Below are 13,666 nucleotides of genomic sequence, written 5' to 3'. Positions count from 1 at the left end.
ACGGTAGTTTTTCCAACACAACTTTACTAAAAACCGCCGAGCTATATTCTCAGTCTTTACGGTATGTTCGAATGACTTTATGTCCATGACACCATTATATTATGGTGCCAAATCTTTTACAATCACCAAGGATTAATAACCGCCTGCCCCGTATTTGATACGGGGTTCGCAGGAATGATAGGCATCTAACGTTATTACAGTAAACCACCCCACCCTTCCGGGTGGGGCATTCTTAGAGATATTGATAATTATATACCCATTCATCCCCGTGCTTCCGCACGGGGCATTCTGGGTGGGGTGGTAAACCAATTTTTAAATTGACATTCTCCCATTGCGGATATACAATGTATATTTATATATGTAAGGAGGCATAAATATGCAAGATAATATTGAGTTACAAATTGGGAAATGGGGGAATTCTCTTGGTATTCGACTTCCAAAGCATGTGTTAGAATCACTCCATCTGGGTGTAAAAGATCGGGTAAGCTGCTCATTAGAGGACGGAAAATTGATTTTAAAGCCCTTGTCTCACAAAAAGAAATACACATTAGAAGCGTTGCTTGCCGAAGTACAAGAGCCAGGCGTGGAAGTTTCATGGGGCAAACCTGAAGGAGGGGAAGTTTGGTAGGCTATATTCCAAAACGCGGAGATTTTATCCGTCTTAATTTCGACCCACAAGCTGGACATGAACAAAAGGGAAGCAGGCCTGCTCTAGTCGTAAGTCATAGCGCTTTTAATGAAAAAATGGGGTTCGTTTTTGTTTGTCCCATCAGCAACACAGAACGTAAAAATCCATTTTATGTAGCCATCCCCAAAGGTAAAAAAGTTTCGGGGGTGATAATGGCAGATCAATTGCGTTCGCTTGATTACAGAGCTAGAAATGCGTCCTACATTAGCAAATGCCCGGAAGAATTACTCCATGAAGTCTTAATGCGTATAGACCCTATAATGTTCTGATTTTTATGTGTTGTATAAATAGGGAGAGCTTATCACTATTTTTCGCCCATCAGGAATAAAATAATATGAAACTTGACCTTATACACAGGTTACATGCAACTCTGCCTGCGGTTCGAGAATGGATTGAAAAAACGTTAGAAGAATACAGACCCAATGCTGTTTCGGTGATCAACCTCTCTTTCCCTCGTCTTTGCAAGGTGTTCCCCTTCGATTTGCTTACCAGAGCAAAGGCAGTGGTCATCAACGGAAAGATGCCATTCCCCCCTCTCAGCCACATGGGTCTACCTGAATTCTCGGAAATGGAAAATATGCAGATGGCAGGAATTACCTTTAAGGACACATTCTTTGTCAGTCACTCCCATCAAACAGAGAGCCTCTATTTTCACGAACTGGTTCATGTTATTCAGTGGGATAGGCTGGGCTTAGATAATCTCCTGCTTGCTTACGGCGCGGGGTTTATGCAATTCGGATATCGAAACAACCCCCTTGAAGAAATGGCATATTCTCTACAAACCAGCTTTGACCTCGGGACTTTACCCTCTAACACTATTGAAATCGTCCGGAAGAAGACCGATGCCGTTTGGAATGGGGTGTCTCCACTGTTTTCAACGATATAAGAACTTGGAAAAGCTCCTAACCAGCCAGATTCAACAGATGAACTGGTGAAACTCCGAAGCTAGCTCTGTATATGGCAATCAACATCGGAATATTGTATGATCAACTCAGAAAAACTGAAAATTCTTCACTTGCTCAGTCAAAGACCTTATTTAACTAAAAAATCAGAGAAGCTTACCTGTCATGTTTAATTTAACATGACTATCCTCTATCTATAAGGAGGTTTTATATGCATAATAAAAGTTGTGAAGATTGTGCATTCAGGGCAAAATATGATAAAAATCCCAAGTCCTTTCTCGGAAAACTCTGGAGATGGCATGCCAGTTGGTGCCCAGGATGGAAGTCTTACATGAGGTCGCTTAAAGATGAAGATAGGATTGCTTTAGCCAAAAAATACAACATGAAAAAGTACCTTTAGCCTCGACTATTTAATATGTCTTGGTATTTTGCTTTATTGGACTTAAAGAAAGGAGAAGAATAATGAAACTGCCTGAATATGTTACTGTTGAAGAGGTAAAAAAAGTTTGCAAAGCAATCGGGGTGAGTGATTGGTCTGAAAAAACCGACCCGACTGTTACGGAGGAGGAAGCATCCATTATCCTTAAAATTGTAAATACAAGATCGATGGAAATTCCCCTTGAGGATTTCCGAATGGGTTTGGAGGTTGAACTCGAACACGGCACACGGTTTGAAGATGCAAACGTAACGAACAATCATCCGTTATTAACAGGTAAGATTGTTGTTGCCCATCTTAAGGAGACTATGGATTACTATCGCAGAATTGAGGTTGCTGAGATAGAAGGCGATTTGTTGAAGGCTATCCTATCCAGGAATATCGAGAAAATAGAGTCAAAGTATAAAAAACTTATCGGGGCTCAGAAAGCGCTAAATCAAGCAGTTGCAAGTCAATTGAATAGGCGCATCTAACAGACGTATTGGCATATGCTTCATGCACTTAGTTGAAATCATTCCCCGAATCTAAAATCGTACTCATCAAAGTCCGGGATTTCTTTCTTAAAAAAGTTCCTGATCTTCTCCATGAGCCTTTTTTCAATCTGTCGCACCCTTTCTTTTGAAAGCCCATACTCATCTCCAATTTGCTGCAAAGTTAACGGGGAGTCGGAGAGCAGTCGTTTCTCAAAGATATATAATTCTTTACCCCGTAGTGTCTCACGGAACTCCTCTAATTTCTCAAGGAATATATCTTGTGTTTGAGACTCGGCCAGTACCTCTTCCTGAGATACATCCCCGGAGGATAATAGGTCCATATGAGTGCTGTCAGAATCATCTCTAACCGGGCTTTCCAGCGAGACATCCCAGCTTCCCATTCTTTGCTCCATCTCTATAATTTCTTCTTCCTTGGTGTCCAGCTTTTCCGCTAATAATTTTGGCCCCACATCATAACCAAGGGATTCTAACCTTTCTCTCTCTTTACTCAGGTTGAAAAATAACCTTCTTTGAGCCTGAGTCGTACCAATCTTCACCAATCTCCAGTTGTCCATTATGAATTTTAAGATGTAAGCCTTAATCCAAAAGGATGCATAATACGAGAGCTTAACCCCTCTATACGGATCAAACTTTTTAACAGCCTGCATCAACCCAATATTACCCTCCTGTATGATATCAAGGAGATTCATCATCCAGTATCTCTGGAATTCAAGCGCTATCTTCACAACCAACCTTAAGTTTGCTGTAATTAATATGTAAGCTGCTTCTAAATCATTCTCTTCTCTATACTTTATGGCAAGCTTGCGTTCTTCTTCCCTGGTAAGCAAAGGATAGCGTCTTATTTCTGCCAGGTATCGCTGTAAGGGATCAAAAGGGATTAAAGAAGTTCCCTTAGGTTCCTCTTCTTTAGCTTCTTTACTGTAGCCACTTTTGATTATTTCTTCTTTATTGGTGCCCAGTGAGGTTTCCATTTTCTTACCAAATTAAATATTGTCCCTTAGCCTCTTTATCTCCTCAACAAGTGAAAGAGAAAGCTTCGTGTTACCCTTATAAACCCCTATATTTCCACCTGGTTTGTTGTTGCCATGGTAGTCTGAACCTCCGGTAATTAAAACCCTATGCTTCTCTGCCAGGTATCTGTAATAGGCAACTTGCTCATCTGTATGATCAGGGTAATATACCTCTATCCCCTTCATTCCCCATCCAATAAGCTGCATTATAAAGTCTTCAAGTTCCCCTGTGCCTAAACCAGCCAGAGTAAAAGGATGAGCCAGCACGGGGATACCTTTAGAGTTTGAAATAAGACCAAAGGCATCTTCAGGCCCAAAACGGAACTTGTCAACATAGGCAGGGGCACCCTTTTTTAGAAATCTGTCAAATGCCTCCTGAGATGTCTCAGTATATCCTCCTCTCACAATAGTCTGAGCAAAATGAGGTCTTCCTATTTGCCCCCCTCTTGCAACCTGAAGAACGTCATTATAGTCTATGGTTACTCCTAAAGCTTTTAACTTATTGAGTATCTTTGAGTTCCTGTCCGCTCTCGCCCTCTGTAAGAATTCCAATCTTTCTTTTAAGAAGATGTTCCCTGTATCAATACAATAGCCCAATAAATGCATAGTGCCATAAGGGCATTCAACACTTATCTCCACGCCAGGAATGACTTCAAGCCCAATTCTAGCCCCCTCATTTAAGGCTTCCATGTTCCCATCTATGGTGTCATGATCGGTTATTGCAATTGCCTTTAATCCCTTTTCCTTGGCGTATCTTACCAGCTCGGAAGGGGTCAGGGTACCATCAGATGCAGTTGTATGTACATGCAAATCTATATAACCCACTTACTTACTCCTATGTATTCATTATCATTCAAACCACTAACCTTGACAGACTCGTAAAAAGTCACTTTTCACCCTCACCCCAACCCTCTCCCATCAAGGGAGAGGGAGTTTTTCGACTTCTTACGAAGCCATTAACCTTTAATTACTCCCATTGGCACTAGCTTTGCTACTTTTCGACTGATACCTGCATTATGAACCACCTCTACTACATCAGTAACGTCCTTATATGCATCAGATATCTCTTCCACAATAGTAGCCCTGCCTGCTGAACGGACTGTTATCCCATGATCTTTCAGCTCTCTGACAATAGCCCTGCCTTTGGCTGCCTTCATTGCCTGATGCCTGCTCATTACCCTGCCTGCCCCATGGCATGTACTACCAAAGGTCTCCTCTAATGCCCTTTCAGTCCCAACCAAGACATAAGAATACCTGCCCATATCACCTGGAATCAATACAGGCTGACCTGTTTCCTGGTAACACCCCGGTATGTCAGGATGATTCGGAGGAAATGCCCGGGTAGCCCCTTTCCTGTGGACACAGAGTTTCTTCTTTTTACCATCAATGCGGTGCTCTTCAATTTTGGCTATGTTGTGGCACACATCGTATATCAGATCAAGCTTCAGATCTTTTGGACTCATCCTCAATACCTGCCCCATCGTCTCTCTAACCCAGTGGGTTATCATCTGACGGTTGGCAAAGGCATAATTGGCAGCACAAGCCATGGCGCCAAGATACTGTCTTCCTTCTTCAGAGTCCACAGGGGCACAACAAAGCTGCCTGTCGGGAAGTTCAATGCCGTATTTATTAGAGGCCTGCATCATAATCTTTATATAATCGTCGCATACCTGGTGTCCCAATCCCCTTGATCCGGTATGGACTATAATGGTTACCTGTTCCTCTTGAAGCCCCAAAGCACTGGCCAATTTATGGTCATATATCTCCGACACAAAACCTATTTCAACAAAGTGGTTTCCCGATCCCAGGGTTCCTAATTGGTTCATACCCCGTTCTATAGCCCTTTCGGAGACAAAGTCCGGGTTTGCATCGGGTATACATCCTCTCTCCTCAATATGTTTCAGGTCTTCTACGCTACCATACCCCTGGTCCACAGCCCACTTAGCCCCCTTTAAAAATACCCTTTTCTCTTTTTCCCTGTTCAACTTCAGATCCTTGCGGCGGGACCCTACCCCGGAAGGTATGTTGGCAAAAAGGGCATCTATAAGGATATCTATCTTGCCTTTGATGTCTTTGCGGCTAAGTCCTGAACTCATCAGCCTTACCCCGCAGTTGATATCGTATCCCACTCCCCCGGGGGAGACTATACCTTTATTTAAATCAAAGGCAGCCACGCCACCAATGGGGAACCCATATCCCCAGTGGATATCCGGCATTGCCAGAGAGCTCCCTATTATTCCAGGAAGCCATGCTACATTGGAAACCTGTAGAAGACTCTGGTCATTCCTTATATCCCTCAACATCTTCTCATCGGTATAGACTACCCCATCGGTCTTCATCTTGCCGGTCTTGGGTATCCTCCAACGATAGTCATCTATCTTTTGAATCTCTATAGAGATTTCTTCTTTCATAGTCGTAAACTCTCTTCTGGAGGGGCGTTGTCAAAACTCATAGTGAGTCCACATTCGTATCACCTTTACCACCTTCTCCTCATCAAGAATCTGATAAACTAAGCGGTGCTTTAAATTTATCCGGCGGGAATAGGCTCCTGATAATTCGCCTACTAATCTTTCGAACGGTGGAGGTTTCTGATAAGGATCATCACTTAGAATTTCTAAAAGTTCCCCGGCTTTTTTGCGAAGACCTGCAACAGACAATTTCCTGGCATCTTTTTGAGCCTGTTTAGTAAAGACTACCTGCAAGCTCACCACTCAACGTCCTTTGAGCATTCCTCAATTGGCGTAGCCAAACCTTCGCGAATCGATTCTCGCATGCAAGGTGTATTCAATAAGTAAAGGGTCTCTTGTATTGCACGCCAATCTTCCTCTGATACAAGAACCGCATTGCCACGCTTGCCCGTTATTAGAATAGGTTCGTGAGCGGAAGCAGTCTCGTCTATAAGCTTATACAGTTTCGCTCTTGCTTCAGTCGCTGTTAAAGTAGGCATGTTTTACCTCTTATTTACAAAGTGGATTTATATCATACAATACGCCATAACGTACGTTTTGTCAATTCAATTTGTCCCTTTCGCATATCTCCTGGCATACTTGCCCCTTACCCCCCTGCTGAAATCATACTCTTCCAGCATATCTGGATCATTATTCATTACTTTCATGTTTACGCCTAATAGGTTTCCCGGTTGCCTCTCGGAAATTACGGCACACAGTTATGGCACCTTTTGCATCATCAATATTGGAAATTAGTCCTAATCTGAAAAATATACGTAGAATGACTCTGTCAGGTTTCAAAACATTCAATCCAAGCTCAGATAAAAAATGATATACAGTTACCTGAAAATTCCATCGCTACTACTCCCCTCGATCAGGTGGACTTACAGGTTGGGTAGCCTTAAAATGCAAATAGCCGTTGTAAAACAGAAATAACCTCCAACTGGGTTTCTAAATCAATAGTGCCAAGTTTTTTCACAAGTCGTATTTTATCTATCGTTCGTATCTGATCTAAAACGATTTGCCCCTTTTTATTTTTAAATTTGCATGTTACACGTGTTGGATATTTTTTCCCGGCTGTAGTCATTGGAGCAACTATGACGGTGCGGATATGTCGATTCATTTCATCAGGCGAAACAACCAAACAGGGTCTGGTTTTCTGAATTTCAGAGCCAACATTAGGATCAAGATTTATCAAATATACATCGAATCGGTTTACTACCATTGCCATTCTTCTTCATCCCAAGAATGTGAAATGTTTTCTTCTCCGTTTATCAGCGCATCATCACCCTTTTCCGCCATTGACTTGAAAACATTATCCCAACCTGCCCTCGGATTTGAGATGGGACGAATAATGATTTGGCTTTTTTCTACCTCAAGCTCAACATCATCCATAATTCCAGTTTGTTCAAGTAGAGGTTTTGGAATACGGATCCCTTGGGAATTACCAATTTTTACAACACGTGCTCTCATTATTCTTACCTCCTTAACCAAAGTAGTATTCACATTGTAATTACATAAACCTTAAAAGTCAAGAATTTAAAGGGTCGTTTCTCGACCACTTAGGTACCTATTTCCATCGCTTCTTTGCGGCTGGTGTGAACTTCGCTAAAGGTATGGCATCATCTTCTCCCTTCGCGAAATACCGTTCAAAAAGCTCCTTAGCCTTGAGAAAGCCTTCCTCGGTCATTCCAACCGTTTTTGCCTTACCTATAAGGTTTGATAGGAATCCTTTATCATGGAGCCTGTTCAAAGTATCCCAGTCAAATCCCTTCCAGGCTCTTGCACCCATCTCCTCATGCCTTTCATGAGTGACCAAGTAGGAGTGCCAGGGTGTAATCGTCTATCTTATCCTCATCGTAGTTCATTTGCTCTCCCTTCAGATGCTTAGTGCTTCAATAACAGCCTCGGGGTTTTCGGCTGCTATCTTGAGTAAGGCACGAGCAGGGCCTTCAGGGCTACGCCGACCTTGTTCCCAATTCTGAAGAGTTGACACACTTACACCAATCATCATGGCGAATTCTGACTGTGACTTTTGTAATCGAAGGCGAATGCCTTTAATGTCAGTGGGGTCAAATTGGAAAATTCTGCCAGCCTTCATTTCTCCACGCTTGATTTTTCCAGCCTGTTTAATACTCTCTGTAAGGTTATCGAAATCTTGTTTTTTCATTTGAACTCCTCCTGAACCAACTTGCTCAGCACCCTTATTTGCACTGGTGTGAGGTCATCTTGCTTGCTCTTAGAGTACACAAACAGCATATAAAAAGCTTCATCCTTTTTATCCCAGTAATAAATGACCCGACAACCACCTTGTTTACCTTTTCCTTTTAATCCCCATCGGAGTTTACGAAGTCCATTAGTGCCAGGAATTATAATCCCTTGTTCAGGGCGAAGGAGCAAAGCAAACTGCAGAGCACGGTACTCTTCATCCTCAAAGAAGTTACAAACCTCTCTTGTGAAGATTGATGTCTCAATAAAGCGCATGACCTACTATACGTCAATGACGTATGCTTGTCAAGTCAATTTTGGAAAAGGCAGGTATTGGGCAGCAGAGAAACGCCTGTCAACGTCCATCTACTTGTTTGGCAAACCGATTTTGTCTTTTCTTTATAATCCTGATTAATGAGCGTAGGGCATCATTTACTGTATCGTGATCGGGGAAAAATTCAGCTACATCAGGATCAACTAAAACTACATTTGTCCCTTCAGCATATCTCCTGGCATACTTGCCCCTTACCCCCTTGCTGAAATCATACTCTTCCAGCATATCTGGATCATTCATTATTCATTACTTTCATAATTATTCTCCATCATTTTGTTATGCCGAGGGAATCTGCAGGAAAAGCTTCATCCTTTCTGCACTGTTCAGCCCTCTCGATTGCCTTCGTAAAGCTAATGAGATAGTCCCCTGATATTTACCCCAGAAGAACCGACTGCCTGTCAAGTAATTTACTATTTAGAAACAACGTCCCTATTCTTTCCCGAATTTTCTACCTCCATCTCTGCCCTCTCTTCGTTAATCTTTGACTTCATTCCAGTAAATATAACGAAAAAATCAGCCGGAGCGCAGCGATCGGCTGGATTGTCTGGTTATGACTTGAATCACCAGTTTATTAACAGCATTTACGATGATGCGAATTTGATTCTTTTCGTTTTCTTACGATATTCTATGATCAACCCAATGGTCATAAATATATTTATCCCCAAGCTCATATTGACAAAACAAACAACTAGTTGCTTGACTGTACTAAACTCTAAGTGCTGGCACAATTTATAGGTCGGTATCACCACTAATATTATTCCCCAAAATAAACCTGCCAGATTTGGTTTTGCAGGCCCCATAAATGATAAGTTTTCAATTATAACTCCTGCTATCATAATTCCAATGAGGAACATGTCCCTTCTTTTGTTGGGCGGCACCACGGGAACATCCATATTGGTTATTATAGATTCCGGTTTTGTGCTGAACCACTCACCGCAATGCTTACATTTTACAGCTTTGTCTTGTATTTCTTCTGCACAGAATGGACATGTTTTCATAGCATTATCCTCCACAATAACCGACCGACGTCAAAATATAACGATTCCCCTTCATCTAATCCTTGTCAGGTGCATTCTCTGGTTCGGTGATCACCTTTTTTGTTTTAACAGGTATTGATGGAAACCTTATAATTTCCCCTTTTGTAGTTGCGAAGCACTTTCGTACCTTTCGTGCAAAGGAAGAGTTTTTCTTGTTTTTGAGATATTGAATAATTGGAAAAAGATCCGCAGTATGGACTAATGCGAACCCCGAGCGCTGGGCTGCAGAGATGGCTTTGGCAGTGAACAAATTCGTTCTTTGGCTAGGCTCAGTAAGACAATGGGGATTACCGAAAAGAACACCTTTAGCGTACTCTGTCGCATGCTCTTTAGCGAAATCCTCCTGAATATTACTCTCAAGTTGTTGAACTTTTTCAATGTTTATTGCCGACGAATCCTTACCTTCCACCTCGCCGAGAAAACGTCCTTCTTCGGACTCAAAGATGATATCAAATTCAGAATCATCGTCTCGATACCCCCCTGCCTTAAACCCCAAAGTTTGCAGTGCTTCGATGACAGCAACCTCGAGAGATTTACCCTTTTCATACAACAAACCCTTAACCAAGGTCTGTTGGTCAAGCTCCTTTTCCATTATTGTTCGCTGATCACGAAGTTCAGCGATTTCACGATTAATCTTATCAATCTTTTTTCCAATGGTATTCTCAATATGAAGTTGGTAATTTTCAGATGTTGCCCATGCCGGTGCAGGTGATCTTTCTGACCCTTTTTTTAAGATCTTGTGAAGTTCAACGATTGCTGCAAATAGGATCTTTCCATGCTTCACAGCATCCTCAGTCCAAAAAGTTTGTTTTTTCTTACTGTCATAATAAGTGAAATCATCGCGAGAAAAGTCAAGAACAGGAAGAAATAGCAGGTTACCTTTTTTGCCTTTGAGCCATGATGCGACCGTCTTATCACCGTGCCTGGTCGTCATTAAGGGAATGCTCTTTGCGTGGTCGTAATAAACCTCGTAGTGTGAAATAGGATTCAGAGCTTTCCAATATGCCCCTATCAGTGATGAACCTTTCTGGTTAAGTTTGATGAGCTCGCCTTTGGAAGCGGTGATAGTTTCAAACTTGACAGGGAGGGCTGAATAGCTGTCAATAGGTGCAACATGGCGAATGGTCTTCATACTCCGACCTGTTCCTGAAAACTCTTGACTTCCTATAGCCGCATAAACTTCTTCGGGTTTCTTGAGAAACACGAAGACAGTTGCACCATGCTTAACCGCTTCTGCAAGCTCGTGGCGCCAATGTGAAAGACTTTCTTGGTTTTGCACAGAACTATAGTCAGAGAGATTAGGTTTCCCCTGGTAGGATCTGTTTTGATAATCTGTTTCGTATTCAAGCTGAGGCTCGAACAACACTATATCAGCATCGAGGAGTGAGATTCCAGAGTGAAACGAGATGTATCTGAAATCCTCGCCTGGAATATCCAGCCCTACACAGTATACCGTATATTTTGCCATTCTTTCTCCAAAACCGAACACGGTGCTGACCTGGCTGGAGTGAAGCGCTAGCGGAGTCCCAGTCAGTGTCCGGCACATGGTTAGCCAGCTTATTCTTTTGACAATGCCAATTTAATAGTTTCTAAGATGAAAAAGCTCGGGACTACTGCTGCTAATTTGCCACCTGTTTTATCTGATAGTGTTCCATGAATTAGTCCAAGTAAACGAGTTCCTTCACCAGTAGTTGTCATTTGACCCAGCTTATAAACTGACACATCAAACACCGGCCCCCCACTATATCCTCCAATACTAGGATCTTCTAATACGAAGAAGGTGGTCACCTTTTTATTATCTGCTCGTGGGAAAGAAACTAGATCACTCGCTGCAAATGTCTGCTTTGTTAAAGGAGAAAACGTACCACTCGAACCCAATTCTGGAAAGAAACCAATCACGGTGAGTGGAGTATCCCTAGATGGTGCTTGTTTTTCATTCGAAAGTAGCGATTTAGGGAGGAAGCGACCTGATAAAAATTTAATCATAACATTTTGACTTGGTGTAAGTGGTAAGACAGCTACATCTGCCTCTGGATGAACACACCAAGGCAATGGGTCCTTGAATTTTCCAAGATCTTTGATATTTAGTTGAACAGAATTTCCTTTTTCACCCTTTAGAATAACCAATGCTGAAGAACTCATTTCCCGAGCCACATGCTCCGCAGTAACTAAAAATAGTTTCTGATCATCGGAGGCAAGGATAAACGCAGTTCCACTTACATATTCATAAAGTGGCTCAGGATCTTTTTCACCTTGTTTTTTAAGCCAAAGTTCTGCTTCTTTACCTTCCAACTCAATTTTTTTGACACGTTTCTGCTTCAGGTGAACAACGCAAGGAATGATTTCCTCTCTCGTAAAGTATTGTGGCATACCAACTACCTCAGATACAAGTAACAATGATAAACAGAAACTAAGCAGATACTTCATATGTCTATCTGGCTAACATAAAGCTCAGCGGCGGGTGTTAGCACGTCCGCTGGGGTGCTTTGTTGTCTCTAATTTTCTCGGAGCAAGACGGATTACTTTGTGTCCAGAAGTGATTTGAACGTTACGCAAATCCGCGCAGATTGCAGAAAGATCACCTTTGAATTTAAGTGTATGCTCCATTCGTTGTTTTCGCACTTCTTCAACAATAGGATCTTTCATTTGTCAACCTCCAGTAGTTCTTCGGGTGAACATATCTCGTGCGGGGGGTTGGGGGGGTTGGGGACGACCTTAAATTCGTAAATAACTTTATTGAGCAGTGTAGATATTTAATTATTTAAGGTCGTCCCCCTTTCTTTCATGTCTAGCATTTTGTTGGAGACTTTTTTATCTCAGAATAGCAACTTTATCAGTTCAATCACCCAAGGCAAAACAGCGGTTATCAAGGCTGATATTGCCAAAAGACCTATCCATGATACCCACTTGGGCACAATACCAAGTCCTGCTGTGAGTTCCCATGCTTGAACATCTGGCACCACTTCATCATTGGAGGCAAAGTTAGGGGTGCGTTTCTTGATAAATAATTGAATTAGTGCGATGTTCACAAGGTAAAGAACTACCGCTAAAACAAGCAAACCGATGGAAACTTGCCATTTTTCAAGTTTAAAATACCTAGTAACTCTCATTGCTACTACAGCAAGAACAAAGACTCCAAATAGAGTGACCCTCATGTTCTATATCTCCAACCATTTACTAAGAAGCAAATTTACCTTAGCCAATTATGTTAAATCATTATATACCCTACTCCCCTTTCCTGGTATGCAGGACAGTTGTCATTTTGTATGATGTGACGCACGTTTCTTTGATGGAATAATTTCAATCAACGACCGAAGAGCCTTATTGATTGCCTCCGAGGTTGGGAAGTACTTTCTTACCTCCGGCTCCAGCATAACCGCTCCATCTTCGAGCTTGAAGTACTGAACCGAGGTGGTACCGTCTTCTTTGTGGATTTCGACCTTGTGGCCCTCACGATATGCCTTGCAGTATTTCCCTCGCACTGCTCCTTTCATGGTAGAGAAGTCGTATTCCGGTCTCATGTCTTCTATCGTTGATGGCCCTCTAAACTCAGCCTTCTTCAGCATAATAACTTAATAGTCCATCCTGAAAAATGAAAAATTTCAGTCACAAACATAGCCGGTCGGATAGAATACCTAGTTGGTTTTTCATATTAAATTCAAGAAATCATCAACAGTAAGGCGGGCCTGTTTAAGGATGTGAGCGAGTGTAGACCGCTTGACCGGCTGATGAGCAGGAATTGTCAGTTTAAGCGTCTCATTCACTATATGTTTTTGAAGACGAATGTGGCTCCCTTTTGATCTGACTATGACCCATCCATCTCGCTGAAGTGCTCGAATGATCTTATCGTAAGAGAGACTTGGGACTTTGCTCATAAAGCCAGTTCCATCAATTCAGCATTAGGTGCAAAGGTTTGATCATCTTCTACCGGTTCTAGATACAATTCAATTGCCTCTCGAATATTCTGTAGAGCCTCCTCCTTCGATTCTCCTTCTGAGATACAACCAGGAAGTGATGGAACAATGATCGTATATCCCCCCTCTTCACTGGGTTCCAGAATGACTTTAAGCTTCATGTTGTCCTCCGAGATTAAAATTCATAAAGGGTATT

Annotated in this window: 25 protein-coding genes; 5 read left to right on the top strand and 20 right to left on the bottom strand. The window is 42.1% G+C overall.

All coding sequences use genetic code 11. The annotated features are described in order from the left end of the window. Positions 1-132: 132 nt before the first annotated feature. Complete coding sequence (locus tag AB1401_04400) at positions 133-264, bottom strand: hypothetical protein (protein MEW6614689.1); 132 nt, start codon at positions 262-264, stop codon at positions 133-135. A gap of 112 nt (positions 265-376) precedes the next feature. Here AB1401_04400 and AB1401_04395 point away from each other — a divergent pair, with 112 nt between their 5' ends. The 5 genes from AB1401_04395 (at position 377) to AB1401_04375 (ending at position 2,499) form a co-directional block, all read left to right on the top strand. Then, a complete protein-coding gene (locus tag AB1401_04395; GenBank protein ID MEW6614688.1) occupies positions 377-628 on the top strand; it encodes an AbrB/MazE/SpoVT family DNA-binding domain-containing protein in 252 nt (83 codons plus the stop codon). Further along, on the top strand, positions 622-957 hold the full coding sequence (locus AB1401_04390) for a type II toxin-antitoxin system PemK/MazF family toxin (GenBank protein ID MEW6614687.1): 336 nt from the start codon (positions 622-624) through the stop codon (positions 955-957). Before AB1401_04395 ends, AB1401_04390 begins: the two co-directional genes overlap by 7 nt. A gap of 65 nt (positions 958-1,022) precedes the next feature. Beyond that, positions 1,023-1,574: a hypothetical protein gene (locus AB1401_04385; protein ID MEW6614686.1), complete on the top strand. Its 552-nt coding sequence runs from the start codon at positions 1,023-1,025 to the stop codon at positions 1,572-1,574. 227 nt (positions 1,575-1,801) lie between these two features. Beyond that, a complete protein-coding gene (locus tag AB1401_04380; GenBank protein ID MEW6614685.1) occupies positions 1,802-1,990 on the top strand; it encodes a hypothetical protein in 189 nt (62 codons plus the stop codon). A 62-nt stretch (positions 1,991-2,052) separates the two neighbouring features. After that, positions 2,053-2,499, top strand: coding sequence for a DUF5661 family protein (locus AB1401_04375; GenBank protein MEW6614684.1), 447 nt, complete (start codon positions 2,053-2,055; stop codon positions 2,497-2,499). Between the two features lie 38 nt (positions 2,500-2,537). On the opposite strand, the gene AB1401_04370 is transcribed toward AB1401_04375, so the two are convergent. From AB1401_04370 to AB1401_04280, 19 genes are all read right to left on the bottom strand, one after another. After that, positions 2,538-3,491 (bottom strand): RNA polymerase factor sigma-32, encoded by a 954-nt coding sequence (locus AB1401_04370; GenBank protein ID MEW6614683.1) that lies wholly within the window; start codon positions 3,489-3,491, stop codon positions 2,538-2,540. A gap of 12 nt (positions 3,492-3,503) precedes the next feature. Next, positions 3,504-4,355, bottom strand: coding sequence for a PHP domain-containing protein (locus AB1401_04365; protein MEW6614682.1), 852 nt, complete (start codon positions 4,353-4,355; stop codon positions 3,504-3,506). A 131-nt stretch (positions 4,356-4,486) separates the two neighbouring features. Next, the gene (locus AB1401_04360) at positions 4,487-5,941 is read right to left on the bottom strand and encodes an RtcB family protein (protein ID MEW6614681.1); all 1,455 of its coding nucleotides are present in this window, start codon (positions 5,939-5,941) and stop codon (positions 4,487-4,489) included. A 30-nt stretch (positions 5,942-5,971) separates the two neighbouring features. Continuing rightward, positions 5,972-6,238, bottom strand: a complete 267-nt coding sequence (locus tag AB1401_04355) for a Txe/YoeB family addiction module toxin (protein MEW6614680.1) — start codon at positions 6,236-6,238, stop codon at positions 5,972-5,974. Then, positions 6,235-6,477 carry a type II toxin-antitoxin system Phd/YefM family antitoxin gene (locus tag AB1401_04350; GenBank protein MEW6614679.1) on the bottom strand — a complete coding sequence of 81 codons (243 nt, stop codon included), beginning with the start codon at positions 6,475-6,477 and terminating at the stop codon, positions 6,235-6,237. The genes AB1401_04355 and AB1401_04350 overlap by 4 nt, the downstream gene beginning before the upstream one ends. Before the next feature lie 401 nt (positions 6,478-6,878). Continuing rightward, the gene (locus AB1401_04345) at positions 6,879-7,208 is read right to left on the bottom strand and encodes a type II toxin-antitoxin system PemK/MazF family toxin (GenBank protein ID MEW6614678.1); all 330 of its coding nucleotides are present in this window, start codon (positions 7,206-7,208) and stop codon (positions 6,879-6,881) included. After that, on the bottom strand, positions 7,196-7,450 hold the full coding sequence (locus tag AB1401_04340; protein ID MEW6614677.1) for an AbrB/MazE/SpoVT family DNA-binding domain-containing protein: 255 nt from the start codon (positions 7,448-7,450) through the stop codon (positions 7,196-7,198). The genes AB1401_04345 and AB1401_04340 overlap by 13 nt, the downstream gene beginning before the upstream one ends. Before the next feature lie 97 nt (positions 7,451-7,547). Beyond that, on the bottom strand, positions 7,548-7,769 hold the full coding sequence (locus tag AB1401_04335; GenBank protein MEW6614676.1) for a DUF6429 family protein: 222 nt from the start codon (positions 7,767-7,769) through the stop codon (positions 7,548-7,550). A gap of 87 nt (positions 7,770-7,856) precedes the next feature. After that, positions 7,857-8,147, bottom strand: a complete 291-nt coding sequence (gene nadS, locus AB1401_04330; protein ID MEW6614675.1) for a NadS family protein — start codon at positions 8,145-8,147, stop codon at positions 7,857-7,859. After that, the gene (locus AB1401_04325) at positions 8,144-8,461 is read right to left on the bottom strand and encodes a type II toxin-antitoxin system RelE/ParE family toxin (protein ID MEW6614674.1); all 318 of its coding nucleotides are present in this window, start codon (positions 8,459-8,461) and stop codon (positions 8,144-8,146) included. Before AB1401_04325 ends, nadS begins: the two co-directional genes overlap by 4 nt. A gap of 79 nt (positions 8,462-8,540) precedes the next feature. Beyond that, positions 8,541-8,759: a hypothetical protein gene (locus tag AB1401_04320; GenBank protein ID MEW6614673.1), complete on the bottom strand. Its 219-nt coding sequence runs from the start codon at positions 8,757-8,759 to the stop codon at positions 8,541-8,543. Between the two features lie 341 nt (positions 8,760-9,100). After that, on the bottom strand, positions 9,101-9,517 hold the full coding sequence (locus AB1401_04315) for a hypothetical protein (GenBank protein ID MEW6614672.1): 417 nt from the start codon (positions 9,515-9,517) through the stop codon (positions 9,101-9,103). Between the two features lie 55 nt (positions 9,518-9,572). Beyond that, on the bottom strand, positions 9,573-11,024 hold the full coding sequence (locus tag AB1401_04310) for a hypothetical protein (protein MEW6614671.1): 1,452 nt from the start codon (positions 11,022-11,024) through the stop codon (positions 9,573-9,575). Positions 11,025-11,113: 89 nt separating this feature from the next. After that, positions 11,114-11,926, bottom strand: a complete 813-nt coding sequence (locus AB1401_04305) for a trypsin-like peptidase domain-containing protein (GenBank protein ID MEW6614670.1) — start codon at positions 11,924-11,926, stop codon at positions 11,114-11,116. Positions 11,927-12,007: 81 nt separating this feature from the next. After that, positions 12,008-12,202 (bottom strand): hypothetical protein, encoded by a 195-nt coding sequence (locus AB1401_04300; protein MEW6614669.1) that lies wholly within the window; start codon positions 12,200-12,202, stop codon positions 12,008-12,010. 170 nt (positions 12,203-12,372) lie between these two features. Beyond that, positions 12,373-12,711 carry a hypothetical protein gene (locus AB1401_04295; protein MEW6614668.1) on the bottom strand — a complete coding sequence of 113 codons (339 nt, stop codon included), beginning with the start codon at positions 12,709-12,711 and terminating at the stop codon, positions 12,373-12,375. 102 nt (positions 12,712-12,813) lie between these two features. Beyond that, positions 12,814-13,077, bottom strand: coding sequence for a hypothetical protein (locus AB1401_04290; GenBank protein ID MEW6614667.1), 264 nt, complete (start codon positions 13,075-13,077; stop codon positions 12,814-12,816). A 126-nt stretch (positions 13,078-13,203) separates the two neighbouring features. Further along, on the bottom strand, positions 13,204-13,431 hold the full coding sequence (locus AB1401_04285) for a type II toxin-antitoxin system HicA family toxin (protein MEW6614666.1): 228 nt from the start codon (positions 13,429-13,431) through the stop codon (positions 13,204-13,206). Next, entirely contained in the window at positions 13,428-13,631 is a 204-nt protein-coding gene (locus tag AB1401_04280) for a type II toxin-antitoxin system HicB family antitoxin (protein ID MEW6614665.1), read from the bottom strand. Before AB1401_04280 ends, AB1401_04285 begins: the two co-directional genes overlap by 4 nt. Between the last annotated feature and the right edge of the window lie 35 nt (positions 13,632-13,666).

Source organism: Thermodesulfobacteriota bacterium (genome assembly GCA_040757775.1).
GTDB lineage: Bacteria > Desulfobacterota > UBA8473 > UBA8473 > UBA8473 > UBA8473.
This window is presented reverse-complemented; position numbering and strand designations above follow the sequence as displayed.